At 72.0% G+C, this 20597-nt stretch carries 19 protein-coding genes and 1 pseudogene; 13 read left to right on the top strand and 7 right to left on the bottom strand.

Going from position 1 to position 20597, the window contains the following annotated elements:
* Nucleotides 1-356: 356 nt before the first annotated feature.
* Nucleotides 357-1049, bottom strand: a complete 693-nt coding sequence (locus ACGFRG_RS31595; RefSeq protein ID WP_393269456.1) for a histidine phosphatase family protein — start codon at nt 1047-1049, stop codon at nt 357-359.
* A complete protein-coding gene (hemL, locus tag ACGFRG_RS31590) occupies nt 1046-2368 on the bottom strand; it encodes a glutamate-1-semialdehyde 2,1-aminomutase (protein ID WP_361433955.1) in 1323 nt (440 codons plus the stop codon). The genes ACGFRG_RS31595 and hemL overlap by 4 nt, the downstream gene beginning before the upstream one ends.
* A 142-nt stretch (nt 2369-2510) precedes the next feature.
* Here hemL and ACGFRG_RS31585 point away from each other — a divergent pair, with 142 nt between their 5' ends.
* Nucleotides 2511-3101, top strand: a complete 591-nt coding sequence (locus tag ACGFRG_RS31585) for a hypothetical protein (RefSeq protein ID WP_361433974.1) — start codon at nt 2511-2513, stop codon at nt 3099-3101.
* 196 nt (nt 3102-3297) lie between these two features.
* On the opposite strand, the gene ACGFRG_RS31580 is transcribed toward ACGFRG_RS31585, so the two are convergent.
* Nucleotides 3298-3843, bottom strand: a complete 546-nt coding sequence (locus ACGFRG_RS31580; RefSeq protein WP_393269452.1) for a flavoprotein — start codon at nt 3841-3843, stop codon at nt 3298-3300.
* Nucleotides 3840-5111, bottom strand: a complete 1272-nt coding sequence (locus tag ACGFRG_RS31575; protein WP_393269449.1) for a helix-turn-helix domain-containing protein — start codon at nt 5109-5111, stop codon at nt 3840-3842. Before ACGFRG_RS31575 ends, ACGFRG_RS31580 begins: the two co-directional genes overlap by 4 nt.
* A gap of 175 nt (nt 5112-5286) precedes the next feature.
* Here ACGFRG_RS31575 and ACGFRG_RS31570 point away from each other — a divergent pair, with 175 nt between their 5' ends.
* Together ACGFRG_RS31570 and ACGFRG_RS31565 are read left to right on the top strand one after the other, a co-directional pair.
* Nucleotides 5287-5718, top strand: a complete 432-nt coding sequence (locus ACGFRG_RS31570; RefSeq protein ID WP_393269446.1) for an ATP-binding protein — start codon at nt 5287-5289, stop codon at nt 5716-5718.
* Between the two features lie 39 nt (nt 5719-5757).
* Nucleotides 5758-6690, top strand: a pseudogene (locus ACGFRG_RS31565) (UDP-N-acetylglucosamine 1-carboxyvinyltransferase); the annotation flags it as partial.
* A 130-nt stretch (nt 6691-6820) separates the two neighbouring features.
* Here the strand turns inward: ACGFRG_RS31565 and ACGFRG_RS31560 are convergent.
* Nucleotides 6821-7585 (bottom strand): nuclease-related domain-containing protein, encoded by a 765-nt coding sequence (locus ACGFRG_RS31560; RefSeq protein WP_393269443.1) that lies wholly within the window; start codon nt 7583-7585, stop codon nt 6821-6823.
* Nucleotides 7586-8146: 561 nt separating this feature from the next.
* On the opposite strand from ACGFRG_RS31560, the gene ACGFRG_RS31555 reads away from it, so the two are divergent.
* From ACGFRG_RS31555 to ACGFRG_RS31515, 9 genes are all read left to right on the top strand, one after another.
* Entirely contained in the window at nt 8147-8542 is a 396-nt protein-coding gene (locus ACGFRG_RS31555; protein WP_188276502.1) for a molybdopterin-binding protein, read from the top strand.
* 98 nt (nt 8543-8640) lie between these two features.
* Nucleotides 8641-9447: a molybdate ABC transporter substrate-binding protein gene (gene modA / locus ACGFRG_RS31550; protein WP_361433965.1), complete on the top strand. Its 807-nt coding sequence runs from the start codon at nt 8641-8643 to the stop codon at nt 9445-9447.
* A gap of 109 nt (nt 9448-9556) precedes the next feature.
* On the top strand, nt 9557-11629 hold the full coding sequence (locus ACGFRG_RS31545) for an ABC transporter permease (RefSeq protein ID WP_393269439.1): 2073 nt from the start codon (nt 9557-9559) through the stop codon (nt 11627-11629).
* 155 nt (nt 11630-11784) lie between these two features.
* Nucleotides 11785-12150, top strand: a complete 366-nt coding sequence (locus tag ACGFRG_RS31540) for a metalloregulator ArsR/SmtB family transcription factor (RefSeq protein ID WP_361433976.1) — start codon at nt 11785-11787, stop codon at nt 12148-12150.
* Complete coding sequence (locus ACGFRG_RS31535) at nt 12134-14791, top strand: HAD-IC family P-type ATPase (RefSeq protein WP_361433969.1); 2658 nt, start codon at nt 12134-12136, stop codon at nt 14789-14791. The genes ACGFRG_RS31540 and ACGFRG_RS31535 overlap by 17 nt, the downstream gene beginning before the upstream one ends.
* A 590-nt stretch (nt 14792-15381) precedes the next feature.
* On the top strand, nt 15382-15927 hold the full coding sequence (locus tag ACGFRG_RS31530; protein ID WP_393269437.1) for a GNAT family N-acetyltransferase: 546 nt from the start codon (nt 15382-15384) through the stop codon (nt 15925-15927).
* Between the two features lie 96 nt (nt 15928-16023).
* Nucleotides 16024-16797: a metallophosphoesterase gene (locus ACGFRG_RS31525; protein ID WP_361433883.1), complete on the top strand. Its 774-nt coding sequence runs from the start codon at nt 16024-16026 to the stop codon at nt 16795-16797.
* A gap of 273 nt (nt 16798-17070) precedes the next feature.
* Nucleotides 17071-17916: an NAD(P)H-binding protein gene (locus ACGFRG_RS31520; protein WP_393269433.1), complete on the top strand. Its 846-nt coding sequence runs from the start codon at nt 17071-17073 to the stop codon at nt 17914-17916.
* Nucleotides 17917-18032: 116 nt separating this feature from the next.
* Nucleotides 18033-18785: a Mut7-C RNAse domain-containing protein gene (locus ACGFRG_RS31515; RefSeq protein ID WP_361433879.1), complete on the top strand. Its 753-nt coding sequence runs from the start codon at nt 18033-18035 to the stop codon at nt 18783-18785.
* A gap of 87 nt (nt 18786-18872) precedes the next feature.
* Here ACGFRG_RS31515 and ACGFRG_RS31510 read toward each other — a convergent pair whose 3' ends face one another.
* Both ACGFRG_RS31510 and ACGFRG_RS31505 read right to left on the bottom strand, forming a co-directional pair.
* On the bottom strand, nt 18873-19319 hold the full coding sequence (locus tag ACGFRG_RS31510) for a MarR family winged helix-turn-helix transcriptional regulator (RefSeq protein ID WP_393269548.1): 447 nt from the start codon (nt 19317-19319) through the stop codon (nt 18873-18875).
* 109 nt (nt 19320-19428) lie between these two features.
* Nucleotides 19429-19947, bottom strand: coding sequence for a hypothetical protein (locus ACGFRG_RS31505; protein ID WP_393269430.1), 519 nt, complete (start codon nt 19945-19947; stop codon nt 19429-19431).
* A gap of 233 nt (nt 19948-20180) precedes the next feature.
* On the opposite strand from ACGFRG_RS31505, the gene ACGFRG_RS31500 reads away from it, so the two are divergent.
* On the top strand, nt 20181-20516 hold the full coding sequence (locus tag ACGFRG_RS31500) for a YnfA family protein (protein WP_393269427.1): 336 nt from the start codon (nt 20181-20183) through the stop codon (nt 20514-20516).
* Nucleotides 20517-20597: the final 81 nt, after the last annotated feature.

The raw sequence follows: 20597 nt of genomic DNA, 5'->3' as shown, positions 1-20597 counted from the left end.
CCATCGCACTCGTCGTCCTCGGCGCCCACACCGGCCACGGCCGGGCGGACAACAGGTGAGATGCGGCGGGGGCCGCGATGGTTCCGGACAGTCGTACAAATCTTCGTAAATCGTACGGGTCGTCAGAATCCGTACGCGGGGGGTGGTTGTGCGGGTGTGCGCTGGCCGCGCGGAATTTTCCCCACCCCGCCCCTTCCCGAAAGCCCTGGGCGGGCGGCCGGGTTCTTCGTCCGCGGGCCGGTGGGGGCTGGTCGCGCAGTTCCCCGCGCCCCTTGGATGGGCCCTTCGGGCCCTCCTGTAGGGGCGCGGGGAACTGCGCGAGCAACCCAGCACGGTCCGCAGACGAATACCCCGGCTCAGGCGCCGAAGGCTTTCGCCTTCCCCTTCACCGGCTTCGCGCCAGCGAGCAGGTGCGAAGGGACCAGATCGCGCGCGGGCTCGCTGTAGCCCACCGAGACGATCTTGTCGCCCTGGTACGTGAACGTCGTCAGCGAGGCCAGCGTGCACTGCCGCTTGCGCGGGTCGTGCCACAGCCGGCGCCGCTCCACGAACGACCGCACGGTCCAGATCGGCAGCTGATGGCTGACCAGAACCGCCTCATGCCCACGGGCCGCGTCACGCGCCGCGTCCAGCGCGCCCATCATCCGGACGACCTGCTCCACGTACGGCTCGCCCCAGGACGGCCGGAACGGGTTGGTCAGGTGCTTCCAGTTCGCGGGCTTGCGCAGGGCGCCGTCGCCGACGCCGAACGTCTTGCCCTCGAAGACGTTGCCCGCCTCGATCAGCCGCGCGTCGGTGGCGAGGTCGAGCCCGTGCGCCTTGGCGATCGGGGTGGCGGTCTCCTGCGCGCGCTCCAGCGGGGACGCGACGACGTGCGTGATGTCGCGGCCCGCCAGGTGCTCGGCGACCCGGTCGGCCATCTGCCGCCCGAGCTCGGAGAGGTGGTACCCGGCCCGGCGCCCGTAGAGCACGCCGTCCGGGTTGTGCACCTCGCCGTGGCGCATCAGGTGGACGACGGTGATCTCGGCGGAGCTGTCGTTGACGGTCATGCGGTGGCCTCCGCTGCGGCACGGGCGGCGACGGGCAGCGCGGCCGCGATGCGCTCGATCGCCCGCTCGTCGTGGGCGGTCGAGACGAACCAGGACTCGAAGGCGGACGGCGGCAGGTAGACGCCGTTCGCGAGCATGGCGTGGAAGAACGCGTTGAAGCGGAAGGCTTCCTGCGCCCGGGCGTCGTCGTAGTTCCGTACCTCTTCGTCGGTGAAGAAGACGGAGAACATGTTGCTGGCGGTCTGGAGGCGGTGGGCGACGCCCTCCTTGGCGAGCGCGGCAGTGACCAGGCCCTGGATCTCCTTCGAGACCGCGTCGACCTTGGCGTACGCGGCGTCGTCGAGCAGCCGCAGCTGCGCGAGACCGGCGGCGGTGGCGACCGGGTTCCCGGAGAGCGTGCCGGCCTGGTAGACGGGACCGGCGGGCGCGAGGTGGCCCATCACGTCGGCGCGGCCGCCGAAGGCCGCGGCCGGGAAGCCGCCGCCCATGACCTTGCCGAAGGTCATGAGGTCGGGCTTCACGCCGTCGACGCCGTACCAGCCCGCCTTGCTGGTCCGGAAGCCGGTCATGACCTCGTCGGAGATGTACAGCGCGCCGTTCTTGGCACAGGCGGCCTTGAGCCCCGCGTTGAAGCCGTCGGCGGGCGGGACGACGCCCATGTTGCCGGGCGAGGCCTCCGTGATGACACAGGCGATCTCGCCGGGGTGCGCGTGGAACGCCGCGTGCACCGCGTCCAGATCGTTGTACGGCAGCACGATCGTGTCGCCGGCCTGGGCGCCGGTGACGCCCGGCGTGTCCGGCAGCGCGAACGTGGCCACCCCGGAACCGGCGGCGGCGAGCAGCGCGTCGACGTGGCCGTGGTAGCAGCCGGCGAACTTGATCACCTTGGCGCGGCCGGTGAAGCCGCGGGCGAGCCGGATCGCGGACATGGTCGCCTCGGTGCCGGAGGACACCAGGCGGACCTGCTCCACGGGCTCGATCCGGGCGACGATCTCCTCGGCGAGCGCGACCTCGCCCTCGCCCGGCGTACCGAACGAGGTGCCGCGGGCGACGGCTGCCTGGACGGCGGCGATCACCTCGGGGTGCGAGTGCCCGAGGATCATCGGACCCCACGAGCACACCAGGTCGACGTACTCACGTCCGTCGGCGTCGGTCAGGTAGGGACCCGTACCGGACACCATGAACCGGGGCGTACCGCCCACGGCGCGGAAGGCACGGACGGGAGAGTTGACGCCGCCGGGCGTCACGAGGGACGCGCGGTCGAAAAGCGTCTGCGAAACTGGGGCGTCGTATTCGTACGGATAGCTCACACAGGCCATGGTGGCAGAGGCCCCGACGTTCTTGCGGACAGGTGTTTCACCGCACCCCGGTGGGGGAGGTCACTGACACGATGATCGGGTTGCGCGGCGGGGGCCGCGCCGTCTACAAAGCAGTCGGGCTACAAGCAATCGGGTGAAAGATATGCATCGCGGTGGCGGACTGGGCGAAGGGACCGATGACCGGGGTCCCGAGCGCGCCCGTCGGCGGGGACGGCACCGGCGCGACGCGGAGGAACGGGTCGAACGGTACGAGCGGATCGACCCCGTCACGGGTCCGGGGAACGGGAGCGGCCGAGTGGGGGTGACCTACAAGTACTTCGGCGCGCCCGACGGAGCCACCGCGGCCCGGGTGCCGATCTCGATGCGCCCCGAGGAGCTCGGCGGCGACGAGCTCGGCATGGGCGGCATGTTCACCAAGATCAAGCCGGAGACGGTCGCGGCGATGGTCCTCACCGGCATCCAGGGCATACCGCTGCACAAGGTCCCCCCGCTGGAGCTGGTGGTCCTGCACCCCGACTACGCGGTGGTCAAACTCCCGATGACGGTCGTCGACCCGCTCCGGGGCGTCGGCGAGGAGACGGTCGGCGCGGCGGCCTTCATCTGGTCCACGGTCCCGGACCGCGGCGGCCCGCGCGACGCGTTCAACGTGTACCAGCTGCTGCACGAGTGGCAGGACTTTTCCGTACGGCTGCATGAGGCGGGGCATCAGCCTTATTGCCTTGTTTGGCCGTGAGCTGGGGTTTCGCCGGTTTCGGGCGGGGTCTTCGGGCCTCGCCCTTGGGTGGTGGGGAGGGGACGTCGGGCGCATCCTCAACGACCCCGCTTGGGACGCACTCGCCACCGTGCTCGCCGAGGCAGAGGCAGCCAGAGTCCACGCCGTGGCAGCCATTGGCCGGCCACCACGGGGATCACCGACACGGCGGCGCTGATCAGGCGCGGGCGGACAGCTTGGGCGCGAGGAGCTCCAGGGCTTCCTCCCAGCGGTAGCGGTCGGCCCCGCCGCCGGCCTTCGGCCGGTGCGGTTCGTACGAGCCGATCAGGACGCCCATCTCGCGTAGCCGTTCCAGACTCTGGCGGTACGCGGGGTGGGCGGCCTGGGCCGAGTTCAGGTACGGCAGCACGGCGACCGGGATGCCCATGGCGGGTGCTTCGCACAGGACGCCCAGGGCGAGATTGTCGGAGATCCCGGCGGCCCACTTGTTGATGGTGTTGAAGCTGGCCGGGGCGACCGCGATCGCGTCCGCGGGCCGGGGCGGGCGCGGTTCGCCCGGTGATCGCCAGGCCGAGCGGATGGGGCGGCCGGTCTGGGTCTCGACCGCCTCCGCGTCGAGGAAGCCGAGTCCTTGTGGGGTGGCAATGATGCCGACGTCCCACTGCCGTTTGTGTGCTGCGGTGATCAGCTTGCCGACGTCGGCGGCGACCCCGGACGCGCAGACCACGATCTGCAGGAACGGCTTGTCGGGCTGATCACTCACGCGGGCACTCCCAGTTGGCGGCTGAAGCGGTGCAGTTCGGGCAGTGCCCGGCGGCGGTCGCGGGCTGCCATGTCGGCGACCAGTTCGCGTACGGCCGGGCGGCGGATGTCCTGTGCCGCGCAGCTCTCGGCGATACGCAGGGCCTGGTAGCCCTCGGCGAGCCTGCCCTGCTGACTGTAGGCGCGGGCGGTCTCCACCCACAGCGCGGCCCGGCGCTCGGGGACAGGAATATGCCGCCGCATGAGCGGCCGTGCGGTTTCCAGGGCGATGCCGGCGTCACCGAAGGAGACAGCTGCGCTGATCTCGTGGAGTGCGACGTTGGTGGGGCTGAAGTTCGCCCAGGCGTCCGGCCGGTCGAAGGCGACGTAGCGAGCGACTTCCTTGGCTTCGGTGAGGAAGTCCTGGGTGGTGTCGCGGTCGCCGTTTCTGCTGGCGGCGGTCGCCCCGCGGAGCAACAGCAGGCCAACCGCTGCCAGGTACCGGGGCGAGCGCTGGTCGTAGGAGCCGGTGAGCTGGTCGGCGGTGTGGCGGACCATGTTCACGGCCTGGTCCGTGTGCTTCTCCCGCACGAGGACGTGAGCGTGGACGCGGACACTGGCGGCAAGGACGACAGGATCCCCGGACCGTTCTGCCTCAGCCATGGCCCGACCGGCCGCGAGCCAGGCGTTGCCCTGATCGGCCCGCTTCAGCAACAGGCTCACCGACGTCTGGTAGGCGGTCGCGAGCAGCCCGGACACCTCCGCCGAGCCGGATGAGCCTCCGGCGGCCTGACGCAGATCGGCGATCAGACCCGGCAAGGTCTGCTCCAGTTCCGCGTAGTCGCACGTGCAGAACATCCGGCGTACGGCCCGTGCCCGGTCCCGCAGCTCGTCGAGGCCCAGGGCATGCCCGGTGGCCGCGGGGCTCGTGCCCGGCAACAGGACTTGGATCAGGTCGTGATGTGCCGCGCTCGACGACGGCGGACCCGCGAGCGCGGCGACGCTCGCGGCAAGGAAGGTACGGCGGTGCATGTCCTCTGTTCCGGGCTCGGCGGGGCTGGCATCAGAAGCGGCGGCGAGGCCGAGACGTTGCGGCGGAATCTCCAGCACCTGCGCGATCTCGCGCAGCACTCGCACGTCCTCCGTGCCCCTGCCGCTCTCCAGACGGCTCACCTTCGACTGGTGATACCCAAGCGCGGCGGCAACGTCCCTCTGCGAGCGCCGCTGTAACACCCGTGCCTGACGGATCACTTCGCCGATCCGTCTCGCTTCACTCTGTGCCTCGGCCATCTGTGCCACGGCCCCTTCTGCCGTCGCCGATCCTGCCTGCTCAACCGAGAGTAACCGAGCGGCATTTGGCAGTGATGCAGCTCCTGCATAAGCGATGCAGCCCCGGCACACCGACTGGTTCCGCTTACGTCCGGAGCGGTTGCGTGGAGGGGCCGAACCGACCAGGAGGCCGCTCATGGAAGCGCATCACATCCGGATTCCCGTCTCCGGCACGCCAGCTGCCGCAGCGTCCGCGCGCCGGCAGCTCGCGGATGGGATACGGACTTTCGGCGCCTTCCTCGGCCCCGAACTCCTGGACGCGGCAGAGCTGGTCGCCGCAGAGCTCATCGCGAACGCGGTCCGGCACGCAAACGGCGGCCCGATCACGGCCGGCGCCTGCCTGAGCGACAAAGGACTGCGGATCGAGGTGAGCGACGCCAACCCCGCCGTCCCACGGGTCGGCCTGTCGGATGTGGACGAGGAAGGCGGACGCGGGCTGTTCCTCGTCGCAGCACTCGCGGACCGCCACGGCTTCGATCCGCTGCCGCCCGGCAAACGCTGCTGGGCCGAGTTCAAGGTCAGCACCCCACTACCCACCGCATCACACCTGCCCCTGCAGAGGAGTTGACCGTTGACAGCCGTACGCATTCCCCCCGTCGCCGCAGAAGTGGTCGCCGTGCGACCCGGCAGCCCACTCGCCGGCTCCATCACCGTCGACGGCTCCAAGAACGCAGCCCTGCCCCTGCTGGCCGCCGCCGCGGCCCTGCACCGCCCGGTGCATCTGAGCAACGTCCCGTCGAACACGGACATCGAGACCATGCTGACCCTGCTCCAACAAACCGGCTGGCACACGGCCCGTCCGGTCAGCGACCCGCACACCACGGTGATCCTGCCGAGCGACAAGCCCCAGCCAGGCCCCGATCCCGAAGTCGCCGCCCGCATCCGGGCCTCGTACTACCTCGTACCGGCCCTGCTCGGCGCGTACGGGCGAGCCAGGCTGCCCTGGCCGGGCGGCTGCCGGATCGGTGAACGCGGGATGGAGCAGCACTTCAAGGTCTACGAGCGCTTCGGTGACCGCACGACCGTAGACGGCCACGGGTACGTCGTGGAAGCAGCCACTGGCGGGACCGGAACGGTGTCTGTGGTGCTGCCTTTCCGTTCTCGCGGGGCGAGCGTCGCTGCCCTCCTACGCGCAGTCGTAGCCGGCCGACCCCTGCGCCTTGGCCACCCCAATCTCTCGCCTGAAGTCATCAGCGTCGTCGAGGCGTTGCAGGCGGCGGGATGGGCGTGCCGGGTCAGTGAGTCAGTCCTGACGCTGTCACCACCCGCTTCCGCCTCGACGGAGACCACCGTCTGGGCGGTGCCCGGCGACAAGGTCGAAGCCGGGACCCTGGCCTGTGCGGTCGCGGCGACCGGCGGGGGTGCACACATCCGTGGGGTACGCGGCGACGACGTCGCTCCCCTGGTCTCCGCCTTGAACTGGCTCGGAGTGCCTGCCGACGCCGAGGGCGACGCCCTCATCATCCGGGCCCACGACGCCGAACCGACCGGGCGATCGCTACGCGCCATCGCCTCCCTCTCCCCCGACGGATTGGATGCCTCCCCCAGGTCATGGCTCGATGGAAAGCCTTCCAGGATGTGGGAGAGAAGGGCCGCCATCAACAGAGACCGGCGAGTAATGACGTGAACAAGCCATATTTCGCGAAAGTTGGCTTTAACCCAGCCAACCGTTAGGAGCGAACCCACGTGCGGCGATCACGTGCCGCCGTGTACACCAACTCGACCTTGTCCGGTCGCAAGCCAGACTTGAGGTGCTTGAACGCCGAGATGTCGTGCTCCTGAAGGACTCGCACGTCCCGGAGTGACGGCACGACCTGCAGCTCTGCCACCGCAACGAAGGCGAGCACCGGCTGAACCTCGACGGGAAAGCCGCATGCACTCGTCAGCGCAGCTGAGGCCCGCCGCGCCTCTGCTCGGCTCTTTCGCACGTAGGGGTACGACTGGCCGCCTATGCGAACAGAGTCATCACCCACCCAAACGCGCGCTCCGCGGTGGCGCTTCGTGTTGAAGCAGAAGGCGCCGCCCGGACCAATCAGGACGTGGTCGATGTCAACTTCACCGGGCAGGGGTATGGAGTGCAGAACTCGCCAGCCTCGCCGCGCCAGCCTCTCCAGCTCCGCTCCCACCCGGCGCTCGCCGGCCAGTCCTGCGCGCCAACTGTCCGCCTCCAGACGCCGACCGGACAGCCTGGCCAACGCCCACTGCCAGAAGCCGGGCGTCAGCTCGTCCACCTTCATCTGCAGCGCGTCTCCCGGACGGTTCCCGGCAAGATCGTCCTCAGAATGCAGTGCCTTGTGCGCTACGGGCGAAGATGAAGCAGTGAGATAGGGCGCAAGGACATCAAGTACCGCGTCCCGCTGTTCCTCAACAAGGAGCTCCAGATACCCCGTGCGGAGGTCGAACCATGCGACCTTCTTGCCGTCCGACTGATTCACGTAGAGACGGTCATGTCCGTAACGCTTCCATGCGGAGACCTGTAAGCCGCTCACGCGCCCCCCGTTTCACATCCCGTCAAAGGCCAATGACCATGTGACCAGGATCAGAAACAGCGAGCAAGACAGCCTCATGTCTGCGCCGAGCAGGCTGGTGGTCGAGATCGGGCGCTCCCCAGCTGGTTCTGCAGACAGGGCGAGGGCACATCCAGGGCCCATGAGCCTGGGAAACGGCGTTGCCCCGTGAGAACTACCGAGAGGAGTTTTCCCAGGTCAACGCACATCCCCCCGCGAAACCCCAGGTCAGCCCCCTCCTGCCCCCAATCGCTGCACGCGTGGCAGGACTTTTCCGTACGGCTGCATGAGGCGGGGCATCAGCCTTATTGCCTTGTTTGGCCGTAGCGCGCCGATCCGAGGCATCACCGGGTAGCGAGGGTGGGGATTTTCGAACCCCGCCCTCGTCGTCGTGCCCCTTGGAGCTTCCTCCATCCCCCCTCGCACCTGCGATGTAGCTACGGCCAATTCATCTGTAAATGCGAGCTGAACTGGCCTATCTTGTGGCGCATGCAGTCCTACACCATCGGTCAGGCCGCCCGTCTGCTCGGCGTCAGTCCGGATACCGCGCGGCGCTGGGCCGATGCCGGTCGCGTCGCGACCCATCGCGACGAGAGCGGTCGGCGGCTCATCGACGGCCGTGATCTGGCCGCGTTCTCCGTCGAGGTCGCGCAGAACGGCACCGGCGAGGACGACGTCTCGTACACCTCCGCCCGCAACGCGTTCCCCGGCATCGTCACCGCCGTGAAGCTCGGCGATGTCGCGGCGCAGGTGGAGATCCAGGCGGGCCCGCACCGGCTGGTGTCGCTGCTGACCCGGGAAGCCGTCGAGGAGCTCGGTCTGGAGGTCGGCATGCAGGCCACCGCCCGCGTGAAGTCCACCAGCGTGCACATCGACCGCACCTGACGCATCCGACGCATACGTACGCGCTCATCGCGCACGTACGCACCCTCGCGTCGTCCGTCACCGGCGCGGCCCGAACCGCATCAAGGAGTTCCGTCCCCATGTCCCTGGCTCTCACTCCCCGCCGTGCCGCCGCGGCCGTCCTGACCGCCGCCCTCCTCGTTCCGCTGGCCGCCTGCGGCAGCGACAAGAAGGACGACGGCAAGACGGACGCCCAGGCGTCCGGCGCCTCGGGCGCCCCCAAGGCGCATCTCACCGTCCTCGCCGCCGCCTCCCTCACCGACGTCTTCAAGAAGGCCGGAGCCGCGTACGAGAAGGAGCACCCGGGCACCAAGGTGAAGTTCTCCTTCGCCGGGTCGCAGGAGCTCGCCGCGCAGGTCAAGCAGGGCGCCCCCGCCGACGCGCTGGTCACCGCCGACACCAAGACCATGGACGGGCTGAAGTCGGACACCGGCGCCGCCACCGTCATCGCGAAGAACCGGCTGGTCATCGCGACCGTCAAGGGCAACCCGAAGAAGGTCGGCGCGCTCAAGGACCTGGCCGACACCAAGCTGAAGGTCGTGCTCGCCGCCCCCGAGGTGCCGGTCGGCCGCTACAGCAAGAAGGTCCTGGACGCGCAGAAGATCACCGTCAAGCCGGTCTCGCAGGAGCCGAACGTACGGGCCGTCCTCAGCAAGGTCGAACTCGGCGAGGCCGACGCGGGCATCGTCTACAAGACCGACGCCGCCACCGCCACCGCCAAGGTCGACGCCGTCGACATCCCGGACGCGCAGAACGCGGTGGCCTCCTACCCCGCCGCCACCCTCAAGACCTCCAAGAACGCCGATGCCGCGGCCGCCTTCGTGCAGTGGCTCAGCACCCCGCAGGCGCAGAAGATCCTCCAGGACGCGGGCTTCCAGAAGCCGTAACCCCCAGGCTCGGCCCGCCTGTTCGGGGGACAGGCGGGCCGGACATCCGCCGGTCGGGGCGGAACACCCTTCCGCCCCGACCGGGCACCCCCTCCGTCAGGAACGCACGATGAAACGCTTCAGCACCGGCTTCCGCTTCGGTACCCGTGGCACCCGTGGTCGCCGTGGCCCGCGCGGCACCCGCGCCCCGCTCGCGCTCCTGGTGCCCGCGCTGCTCGCCGTCGCGTTCCTGCTGATGCCGCTCGTCGGCATCCTCGCCCGTACCTCCTGGAGCGACCTCGGTACGCATCTGAGCAGCCCCGGCGTCACCGAGGCGCTGCGGCTCTCCCTCGTCGTCTCGTTCTGGGCACTCGGTCTCTCGCTGCTCCTCGGGGTGCCACTGGCCTGGCTGCTCGCGCGCGTCGACTTCCCCGGCAAGGCACTCGTACGCTCGCTGGTGCTGCTGCCGATGGTGCTGCCGCCGACCGTCGGCGGTGTGGCGCTGCTGCTCGGCTTCGGGCGGCGCGGGCTGCTCGGGCCGTGGCTGGAGGACACGTTCGGCGTCACGCTGCCGTTCCACACCTCGGGCGCGGTCGTCGCCGCCACCTTCGTGGCCATGCCGTTCCTGGTGATCAGCCTGGAGGGCGCGCTCGGCGGGCTGCGGCCGCGTTACGAGGAGACGGCCGCCTCGCTCGGCGCCTCCCCGTTCCGGGTCTTCCGCACGGTCACGCTGCCCATGGTCGCGCCCGGCCTCGCCGCCGGGGCCGCGCTCACCTGGGCGCGCGCGCTCGGCGAGTTCGGCGCCACGATCACCTTCGCGGGCAACCTGCCCGGCACCACCCAGACCCTCCCCCTCCAGGTCTATCTGCTGCTCCAGGACTCCCCCGAGGCCGCCACCTCCGTCTCACTGCTGCTGCTCGCCATCGCGATGGCCGTCCTCATCGCCCTGCGCGGCAGCTGGACCGGGGGCGCGGCCCGTGCCGTACGCGGGGCGAATCGGACGTCTGCGTCTGCGGGTACGTCTGCGGGTACGCGTTCGGATGCGGATTCCGACGCGTATGAGGAGAACGGCGGGGATACGGCGGAAGGTTCCGGGGATTCCGAAGTTCCCGAAGCTCCCGGAGTTTCTGGAGTTTCTGGATCCCCGAAATCGTCTCCCCTGTACGGGACTTGGGCCCTGCACGCCTCCGTCACCGGGTTCACCGAGCTGACCCTGGACGCCGCTCCCGGCACCACCATCGCCGTCGTCGGCGAGAACGGCGCCGGCAAGACCACCCTGCTGCGCGCCCTGCTCGGCCTCACCCCGCGCGCGCGTGCCGAACTGCGACTGGGCGACCAGGACGTCACCGGCCTCGCACCGCACCGGCGCGGGGTCGCCTGGGTGCCGCAGGACGGCGCGCTCTTCCCGCACCTGACCGCGCTCGGCAACACCGCGTACGGGCCGCGCGCCCAGGGTGTGCCGCGCGGCGAGGCCCGGCGGGACGCTCAGGAGTGGCTGGACCGGCTCGGCGTGGGCGCGCTCGCGCACCGCAGGCCCGGCCAGCTCTCCGGCGGCCAGGCCCAACGGGTGGCGTTGGCCCGGGCGCTGGCGGCCCGGCCGCGGCTGCTGCTGCTCGACGAGCCGCTGGCCGCGCTCGACCAGACGACCCGCGCGCGCGTGCGCCACACCCTGCGCACCCATCTCAACGGCTTCGGCGGGGTCTGCCTGATCGTCACGCACGACCCGGTCGAGGCGGTCTCGCTGGCCGACCGCGTCCTGGTGCTCGACGGCGGCCGCGCCCTCCAGGACGCCCCGCCCGCCGAGGTGACCCGGCAGCCGCGTTCCCTGTGGGTGGCCCGGATGCTGGGCCGCAACGCCTGGCCGGGCGAGGCGGGCGCGGACGGGCTGAAGCTGGCGGGCGGCGGGCGGATCGTCGCCGCCGAGCAACTGGCGTCCGGCACGCGCGCGTTGGCGATCGTCTCGCCGGAGTCGGTCTCGGTCCACCGCGACCGGCCCGGCGGCAGCCCCCGTAACACCTGGCCCGGCACGGTCCGCGAGATCACCGCGTCCGGCAGCCGGCTGCGCGTCCTGATCACCTCGGCCGGGGTGCCGGACCTGGTCGCCGAGATCACCCCGGAGGCCGCCGCCGAGCTGCGCCTCGCGGAGGGCGTGCCGGTCTGGTCGAGCGTGAAGGCGACGGAGGTCACGCTCGTCGCGCTGTGAGGCGGAGTGACGCGTAGCGCTGTGACGCGGCTCGGCATCGGATGGCGAGGCCGGTTCCGGCGACGTCGGCCGTGTTGTCAGTGGGCGCCCCTAGACTGGGCCGCCTGACTTCATCACGTACGTACGGACATGGGCAGGAGGTGTCGGTGAAGAACCTGACCACGGCGTCCGCCGACCGCTGTGCCGACCCGTCCGGTGAGGCGCTGGGCGAGGCGGCCGGTGTCTTCGGGCTGCTGGCGTCGCCCGCGCGGCTGCACATCGTGTGGGCGCTGAGCCACGGCGAGTCGGATGTGACGGGGCTGGCCGAGCGGGTCGGCGGCGCGCTGCCCGCCGTGAGCCAGCACCTGGCGAAGCTCAAGCTGGGCGGTCTGGTGCGGTCGCGCCGCGAGGGCCGCCGGGTGGTGTATCTGGTGGACGACCCGGACGTGGCGGAGATGGTGGGCTGGCTGATAGCCCGCCTGGGCACCCGCCCGGACGCGGGCGAGCTGACTCCGGGACTCGTCCGTGACCTGGGCGCCTGAGCGGCAGACCCCGCTGCAGGTGTTGCGCGCGCTCGACTCCGGGCCGCGCGGACTGCTGGACTCCGAGGCGGACGCCCGCCTAGCGCTCCACGGCGAGAACGTGCTGCCCACCCGGCGCCCGCCGTCCTGGCCGCTGCGTTTCGTACGGAGCCTGCGCGACCCGTTCACGGCGGTGCTCGCCAGTCTGGCTCTGGTGTCGGCCGCCGTCGCGGCCTGGGGCACGGCGTCGGTGATCGCCGTCCTGGTCGCGGTCAGCTGCGCGCTGCGCGCGGCCGGGGAGTACCGGGCGGACCGCTCGGCGTCCGGGCTGCGCGAGCTGGTGGCGACCACGGCGACGGTCGTGCGCCGCTCGGGTCCGGACGCGGATCCGGCGCCGCGCGAGATCCCGGTGGACCAGGTGGTCCCGGGTGACGTGATCCGGCTCGGCCCCGGCGACCTGGTCCCGGCGGATCTGCGGCTGCTGCGGGCGACCGGCCTGACGATGCATCAGGCCGCGTTGACCGGCGAGTCAGCCCCGGCGCGCAAATACCCGGCCGACGAGCCGTCCCCGTACCCGCTGTCCCCGGATGCGGCCGACCCCACCGGCTTCGACCTTCCCGAGCTGTGCTTCCAGGGCAGCAGCGTGGCCTCCGGCAGCGGTACGGGGGTGGTCGTCGCGACGGGCGCCGACACGCGCTTCGCGACGGCGTACGGGTCGCGGCCGGGGGGTGCCTGGCTGCGCTGGGGCAGACGGCGGGCGGGCACGGCCCGCGATGACCGTCGGTCCGCCAGGCTCCCCCTCCCGTACGACCGCCGTACGACCGCGTTTGATCGTTCCGTGTACGGGATCTCCTGGATCCTGATCAGGTTCATGCTGCTCACTCCGCCGCTCGTCCTGATGGCGAACGCGGCGCTGCGCGGGCGCGGCCTGGAGACGCTGCCGTTCGCGGTCGCCGTCGCGGTCGGGCTGACGCCCGAGATGCTGCCGGTGATCGTGACGACGGCGCTCGCGCGCGGTGCGGCGACGCTGGCCCGTACGCACGAGGTGATCGTCAAGCGGCTGCCCGCGCTGCACGACCTCGGCGCCGTCGACGTCGTCTGCGTCGACAAGACGGGCACGCTCACCCAGGACCGTCCGGTCCTGGACCGGGCGGTCGACGCGCGTGGCACCGAGGACGCGGACGTGCTGCACTGGGCGGCCGTCAACAGCCTGTGGACACTCCAGCTCGCCGAGATGCCCAGCACGGACGCCCTCGACGAGGCGCTGCTCGACGCCGCCGCGCACCTGCTGCCGGACGGGCTCGACGCGCTGGAGTACGACGCGGTCGCGGCCCTCCCCTTCGACCCGGTGCGCCGCCTGTCCACCGCCGTCGTGCGCACCCCGGACCGGCTCGGCAGCCACACGCTGGTGGTCAAGGGCGCCGTCGAGGACGTACTGGAGCGGTGCGCGCTCGACGACGGGGAGCGCGCGCGTATCAGCGCGCTCGCCGCCGCGCAGGCGGCCGACGGGCTGCGCGTGCTGGCGGTGGCGCTCGCCGAACGGCCGGCCCGCACGCGCGCGTACACGACGGCCGACGAGCGCGGGCTCTCCTTCCGCGGGCTCGTCGCGCTGCGCGACGCGACCGCCGAGACCGCCGCCGACGCGCTCGCCGCGCTCGCCCACAGCGGGGTCGCGGTCAAGGTCCTCACCGGCGACCACCCGGGCACGGCCGCGCGCGCGTGCCGCGAGCTCGGCCTTGAGCCCGGCGCCCCGGTCACCGCCGAGTCGATCGACGCGCTCGCCGACGCCGAACTGGCCGAGCTCGCCGCTCGTACGACCGTGTTCGCGCGCTGCACGCCCGAGCACAAGGCCCGGATCGTACGGGTGCTGCGCGAGCAGGGACATGTCACCGGGTTCCTCGGCGACGGCGTCAACGACCTGCCCGCGCTGCGCGCCTCGGACGTCGGGATCTGCCCGCGCGACGCGGTGGATGTGGCGCGGGAGGCGGCGGACGTGGTGCTCGCGGCGAAGGACCTCACGTCGCTCGACCATGCGATCGCGGCGGGGCGCCGGAGCGGGAGCACGATCGCGGGGTATCTGCGGATCACCCTCTCCTCGAACTTCGGCAACGTGATCGCGATGCTGACGGCGGGGCTGCTCCTGCCGTTCCTGCCGATGCTTCCGGCGCAGGTCCTGGTCCAGAACCTGTGCTTCGACGCGGCGCAGCTGGCGTTCGCGTACGACCGGCAGGACCCCGCGTCGCTGCGGCGCCCGCTGCGGCTGGCGCCGGGCGAGGTGCTGCGCTTCGTCACCGGGTTCGGTCTGCTGAACGCGGCGGCCGACCTCGCGACGTTCGCGGTGCTGGCGTGGGCGGTGCACGCGGGGGCGGACGCGTCCGGGCAGGCGTCGTTCCACACCGGCTGGTTCACCGAGAACCTGCTGACGCAGGCGCTGGTGATGGTGCTGCTGCGTACGGGCCGGGGGGCGGTCGCGGGCCGCCTCGGGCCCGTGCCGCTTGCGGCGGCGGCGCTGGCCACGCTGGGGCTTCTGCTGCCCCTCACCCCGCTGGGGGCGGCGCTGGGGATGGCGGCTCTGCCGGTCGTGTACTACCCCCTGTTGGGGGTAGTACTGGCGCTGTACGCGGCGGGGTTGGCGTGGTGCGCCAGGGACCACCGGGCTTGATCCCCCACCCCGCCCGTTCCCATAACCCTCCGGGGGTGGGTGGGGGTGGGGGCGGTCTCGCGGGGGCTGCACCCCCGGCCCCCGGGGCGGGGCTGCGCCCCTGCACCCCCTCGGGGGCTCCGCCCCCCGACCCCCGGCGGGGGCTGCGCCCCCTGCACCCCGCTGGGGCTCTGCCCCGGGCCCCGGCGGGGTGGGTGGGTACATGGGGCTGTGCCCCTGCGGGTGGGTGGGTAGCGGGGCTTCGCCCCGGAACCCGTTTTCGGGTGCGGATCGTGCTGGGTTGCTCGCGCAGTTCCCCGCGCCCCTAAGAGGGCCCTCCGGGCCCATCAAGGGGCGCGGGGAACTGCGCGACCAGCCCAAGACGGCCCGCACCCGACCGACGGCCCGCTTTTAGGGGCGCGGGGAACTGCGCGACCAACCCCCACCGGGCCGCAGGCGAACACGGGGGCGGGGGCGGGGGCGAAGCCCCCGGGTGGCCGCCTCCGCCCACCACCCGGCCGCTCGCCCAGAGCTTTCGGGAAGGGGCGGGGGGGCAGACCCGGCGTCCACAATCGCGTCCCCGTTGTCACACCCCCACCTAAAGTCCCCCCATGGCCACCCGCATTCACCTCACCCCCTGGTCCCCCGACGACCTCCCCCTCCTCCGCCGGTCCAACTCCCCCGAAATGACCGCCCACGTCGGCGGCCCCGAGGACGAAGAGACGCTGCTCGCTCGGCAGTGGAAGTACGTCGAGCTCAGTGGACGGCCCGCCGTCGAAGGGCGGATGTTCCGGGTCTCGCTCGCGGAGAGCGGCGAAGCCGTCGGGTCCGTGGGGTACTGGCCCCGCGCCTGGCAGGGCGAGGACGTGTACGAGACGGGGTACGGGATCCTGCCCGAGTTCCAGAGCCGCGGACTCGCCGTCGCCGCCATCCGCGCCGCCGCCGACGCCGCGCGCACCGCGGGCGGGCGCCGCCACCTGCACGCCTACCCCTCCGTCGACAACGCCGCCTCCAACATCGTCCTGCGCAAGGCCGGCTTCCACCTCCTGGGCGACGTCAAGTTCGAGTACCCGCCGGGCCATTGGCTCACCTCGCACGACTGGTGCCTCGATCTGACCGCCCCGGTACCGGGCCACTCCGCCCCGATCGGCCCTTGAACCCGCCCCCGCGCACCCCCTAGAGTCCACTGCGCACGAACTAATGGCAGAACGTCGTTCAACCATTAGCATCCACGAGTCGCCCTGGGGGATCCCTTGCTGCTGGCCCACATCAGTGATCTGCATCTCGACGGCGGCGCGCGAGCCGCCCAACGCGCCGCGCGCGTCGTCGAGTTCATCAACGCGATGTCCCGCCGCCCCGACGCCGTCCTGGTCACCGGCGACATCGCGGACCACGGCGCCCCGGCCGAGTACGCCGAGGCGGCCGAACTGCTCGCCCGTATCGACGCCCCCGTCCTCACCTGCCCCGGCAACCACGACGACCGCGCCGCGTACCGCAAGGGCCTCCTCGACCTCCCGGGCGGGCCGAGCGCGAAGGGCGGCGCGGCCCCGGACCCGTACGCGCCCGTCAACCGCCTGCACCGCGTGGGCGATTACGCGATCCTCATGCTCGACTCGACGATCCCAGGCGAGGACCCGGGCGTGTTCGAGGACGCCACCCTGGAGTGGCTGGCCCGCACGCTCGACTCGCTCGGCGACACCCCCGCGCTGCCCGCCTTCCACCACCCGCCGGCCGTGATCCATCACGAGTACCTGGACTCGACGAACCTCACCAACGCGGACCGCTTCGCGGAGGTGCTCGCCGGGCGCGACAACGTTCCGGCCGTCCTCGTCGGGCACGCCCACACCCCGGCCGCGACCACGTTCGCGGGGCGGCCGCTGCTGATCGCGCCGGGCGTGACGTCGACGCTGCGGCTGCCGTGGGAGCCGGGCGAGGGGCTGGTCAACCGCACGTCGCCGCCCGGGATCGCGTTCCACGTCCTCGACGCGGGCGGGCGGATCATGACCCACTTCCGCGTGGTCGAGTAGCAGTTCCCCGCGCCCCCAGGGGGCCCGAAGGGCCCATCCAAGGGGCGCGGGGCTGTGTCGATTCGCGGCTCCGCCGCGGTGGGGGTCCCCCCTGTTCGAGCGGAGTCGAGAACTTGGGGGAGCGAGCAACCCAGCACGGCCCGCAGACGATCCAGCACCCCCGAAGGCCCACCGTAAACGCGCTTGACCGGTGGGCCTTCTTCGCGGATATTTATCTGCGTCGCGCAGATTATGTGAGACGCAGCAACATACCCGCCCCTCGAAAGGCCCCCCATGACTCCCCCCGTCCTCGTCACCGGCAGCCGCGGCGCCATCGGCTCCGCCCTCATCTCCCGGCTGCGCGCCGCCGGGACACCCGTACGCGCCGCCTCCGCCGCACCCGAGAAGCTGGAGGTGCCCGAAGGCGTCGAGACCGTGCGGCTGCGGCTCGACGAGCCGGGCACCTTCCCCGCCGCGCTCGCGGGCGTGCGGCAGGTGTTCCTGTACGCCGACCCCACCCGCATCGACGCGTTCCTCGCCGACGCCACGGCCGCCGGGGTCGAGCACATCGTGCTGCTCTCCTCCAGCTCCGTCCTGTACGCGGGCGCCGAGGACAACCCCATCGCGCGGCGCCACCTGGCCGTGGAACAGGCCCTGACGGCCTCGGACATCGACGCCACGCTCCTGCGGCCCGGCGCCTTCGCGGGCAACGCGGTCGGCTGGGCCTGGTCGATCAGGTCGACCGGCACGGTCCAGCTGCCGTACCCGGGTACGCACGCGAGCCCCATCCACCAGGCCGACGTCGCCGACGCCGCCTTCGCGGTGCTCACCGAGCCCCGGCTGCGGGGCGCCGCGTACCACCTCACCGGGCCCGAATCCCTCACCGCCGCCGAGCAGATCGCGGTACTCGGCGCGGCGACCAGCCGGGAGATCGCCGTCGAAACGGTGAGCCCCGAGACGTGGAAGGCCGCGATGTCCGCATACCTGGACGACGCCACCGCCGACGCGCTGCTCGGCTACTTCGCCTCGTACGACGGCCGCCCGGACACCGTCACCCGGGGCGTCGAGGAGCTGACCGCCCACCCGGCCCGCACCTTCGCCGAGTGGGCGGCCGAGAACGCCGACACGTTCCGGCCGTAAGCCGGAAGACCGGAGGACCGGAGGACCGGAGGGACCCGAAGCCCCGAAGCGTCCTACCTCGGCAGGAAGAGCCAAATGCGTGGCCCGAGCCCGCCGCCCGGTGGCATCCTGTCGGCGTGAACGGACCGGAGATCACCTGCCACTTCGCCCCCGAGCTGCACCTCTTCGTCGCGGCCGAGCGCCGCGAGGGGCGTACGGCCGTGGTCACCGACGGCTCGTCCACGCTCGGCCATGTCGTCGAATCCCTGGGCGTCCCGCTGACCGAGGTCGGACGGCTGCTCGTCGACGGTCGCGAGGTGCCGGTCTCGCACATCCCGCGCGCGGACGAGACCGTGGACGTACGCCCGGTCACCCGCCCCCAGCAGGTCCCCGGCGCCCCGCTCCGCTTCCTCCTGGACGTCCATCTCGGCACGCTGGCACGCCGGTTGAGGCTGCTCGGCGTCGACGCCGCGTACGAGAGCGAGGACATCGGCGACCCGGCGCTCGCCGCGCGGTCGGCGGCCGAGCGGCGCGTCCTGCTCTCCCGGGACCGCGGGCTGTTGCGGCGCCGCGAGATCTGGGCGGGCGCGTACGTCTACAGCCACCGCCCCGAGGACCAACTCCGGGACGTACTGGAGCGGTTCGCCCCCGCGCTCGCCCCCTGGACCCGCTGCACCGCCTGCAACGCGCCGCTGCGCGCGGCCGACAAGGACGCCGTCCGCGAGCGCCTGGAACACGGGACGCGCAGCACGTACGACGTCTTCGCCGCCTGCACCTCCTGCGACCGGGTGTACTGGCGCGGCGCTCACCACTCCCGCCTCGAAGCGATCGTCGACGAGGCGATGGCGGAGTTCGGCGGAGCGGGGGCGACGACAACGCAGGACCACTGACGGTCCGTCACCCAAACACCGAAGCTGCTGGGCCCGTCACCCGGCACCACAGCTGCCGGGTCCGTCACCCGGCACCAAAGCCGCCGCTTACAGCTTTCCGTCCCGCAGCCGTTCGATCTGCGTGCCCGCGAGCTCCACCGTGCGCCGCATATGGGCGATGAGCAGCGCGATCTCGTCGTCCCCGTACGCGTCGAACATCGCGAACCAGGCCCCGTTCAGCTTCCCCCACACCGCCCCGAACTCGGCCATCCGCTCGGGCACCGACTCGACGAGCACCTTGCGGCGGTCCTCGGTGTCGCGCCGGCGCGTGACGTAACCCGCCTTCTCCAGCCGGTCGACGAGCCGCGTCGCCGAGCCGGTGGTGAGCCCGGTCAGCTCGGCGATCCGCCCAATGGTGACGGGGCCGGGCTCCAGGCCGAGGAGGTTGAGGCACTGGAGGTCGGTGGGGTGCAGCCGCAGATGGTCGGCGAGCGCCTGGTTGAACAGGGCGTACGAGGCCATGTAGCGGCGCGACGCCACGCCGAGCTCGCCCATGAGCCGGGCGCGGCCGGGCCCGGCGGCGGCCTTCTCGTTCTCGCGGTTCTTCTGCGGCATGCAGAAATCGTACGGCGCAAGGGCTGACCCCGACCGTCCCTACGCCCCGTCAGTACGCGTACTTGTCCCCGGTCGCCGGGGCCAGCACCCGGTGCGTGTTGTTGCTCGGGTTGCGGTCCCGTGCGCCGCCGCTCCACGAGGTGCTGATGTTCACGACCACCTCGGCCGGGCCGCCCGCCACCCGCAGGTCGAGCGCGAACGGGCGCCCCGCCCCGGCGGCCCGCATCGGCCCCGTCGAGCAGAACACAGTCTCCGGGCTCCCGCGCAGGCACCCCGGCGGCAGCTCCTCGACACCTTCGAGCGGCACGGAGAACCGCAGCCGCACGGTGGCGTCCGGGACCGCGCCGGGTCCGTGGTTGGACGGCTCGACCCACACGCCGACGCGTCCGTTCCAGAGCGATACGTGCCCGTGGTACGCGAGATCGGCCTCGACAGCGGGCAGTACGGGCCCCGGCCCGACAGCGGGCGGTACGGGCCCCGGCTCGACGGCGGCGGGCACGGACCCCGGCCCGGTGGCGGGTGCGGACCCCGGCCCGGTGGAGTCGGCGGCCGGCACCCGACCGGTCACCGCACGCCCCACCGGCCGCACCGGATCGCCCACCCCATGAGCCGCCCCCGCCGACGGCCCCCACACCGCCGCGAGTGCGACAACGGCCCCCACCGACAGTCCTCTGGACCTGCTGAACCCCCAGCGCATCCCAACCATGCCCGAAAGATACCTTTAGCGGCTTATATTCCCGGTGTGCCACCCCGACACGTACGACGTCACGTGCAACGGCGTCCGCATGCCACCCTGACCCCATGCTCGTAGCCCGCTCCATCCTTCTTTTCCTGCTCGCCGCCGTCTTCGAGATCGGCGGCGCCTGGCTCGTCTGGCAGGGCGTCAGGGAGCACCGGGGCTGGATCTGGATCGGGGCGGGGGTCATCGCGCTCGGCGTGTACGGGTTCGTCGCGACCCTCCAGCCGGACTCCGAGTTCGGCCGGATCCTGGCCGCGTACGGCGGGGTGTTCGTCGCCGGGTCGCTGGCGTGGGGCATGGTGGCGGACGGCTACCGCCCGGACCGCTGGGACGTCACCGGCGCGCTGATCTGCCTGGCCGGGGTCGCGGTCATCATGTTCGCGCCGCGCGGCCGCTGAGCGTACGCATCGCGCGGACGCCGGGCCGGACGGGCGCCCGGCGCCCGCTCCCCGCGGCCGCCTATCCTGGCCGCAATACGA

The sequence above is a fragment of the Streptomyces sp. NPDC048696 genome, assembly GCF_043198895.1.
Lineage (GTDB): Bacteria > Actinomycetota > Actinomycetes > Streptomycetales > Streptomycetaceae > Streptomyces.
The sequence above is the reverse complement of the archived record's forward strand: the minus strand, read 5'-3'. Positions and strand labels throughout refer to the sequence as shown.

What these genes read in the sequence shown, in the direction of transcription:
- ACGFRG_RS31595 (WP_393269456.1), bottom strand. Translation starts at nt 1,049, where the DNA reads ATGACCGTCAACGACAGCTCCGCCGAGATCACCGTCGTCCACCTGATG.
- hemL (WP_361433955.1), bottom strand. Translation starts at nt 2,368, where the DNA reads ATGGCCTGTGTGAGCTATCCGTACGAATACGACGCCCCAGTTTCGCAG.
- ACGFRG_RS31585 (WP_361433974.1), top strand. Translation starts at nt 2,511, where the DNA reads ATGCATCGCGGTGGCGGACTGGGCGAAGGGACCGATGACCGGGGTCCC.
- ACGFRG_RS31575 (WP_393269449.1), bottom strand. Translation starts at nt 5,111, where the DNA reads ATGGCCGAGGCACAGAGTGAAGCGAGACGGATCGGCGAAGTGATCCGT.
- ACGFRG_RS31570 (WP_393269446.1), top strand. Translation starts at nt 5,287, where the DNA reads ATGGAAGCGCATCACATCCGGATTCCCGTCTCCGGCACGCCAGCTGCC.
- ACGFRG_RS31555 (WP_188276502.1), top strand. Translation starts at nt 8,147, where the DNA reads ATGCAGTCCTACACCATCGGTCAGGCCGCCCGTCTGCTCGGCGTCAGT.
- modA (WP_361433965.1), top strand. Translation starts at nt 8,641, where the DNA reads ATGTCCCTGGCTCTCACTCCCCGCCGTGCCGCCGCGGCCGTCCTGACC.
- ACGFRG_RS31545 (WP_393269439.1), top strand. Translation starts at nt 9,557, where the DNA reads ATGAAACGCTTCAGCACCGGCTTCCGCTTCGGTACCCGTGGCACCCGT.
- ACGFRG_RS31530 (WP_393269437.1), top strand. Translation starts at nt 15,382, where the DNA reads ATGGCCACCCGCATTCACCTCACCCCCTGGTCCCCCGACGACCTCCCC.
- ACGFRG_RS31520 (WP_393269433.1), top strand. Translation starts at nt 17,071, where the DNA reads ATGACTCCCCCCGTCCTCGTCACCGGCAGCCGCGGCGCCATCGGCTCC.
- ACGFRG_RS31510 (WP_393269548.1), bottom strand. Translation starts at nt 19,319, where the DNA reads ATGGGCGAGCTCGGCGTGGCGTCGCGCCGCTACATGGCCTCGTACGCC.
- ACGFRG_RS31500 (WP_393269427.1), top strand. Translation starts at nt 20,181, where the DNA reads ATGCTCGTAGCCCGCTCCATCCTTCTTTTCCTGCTCGCCGCCGTCTTC.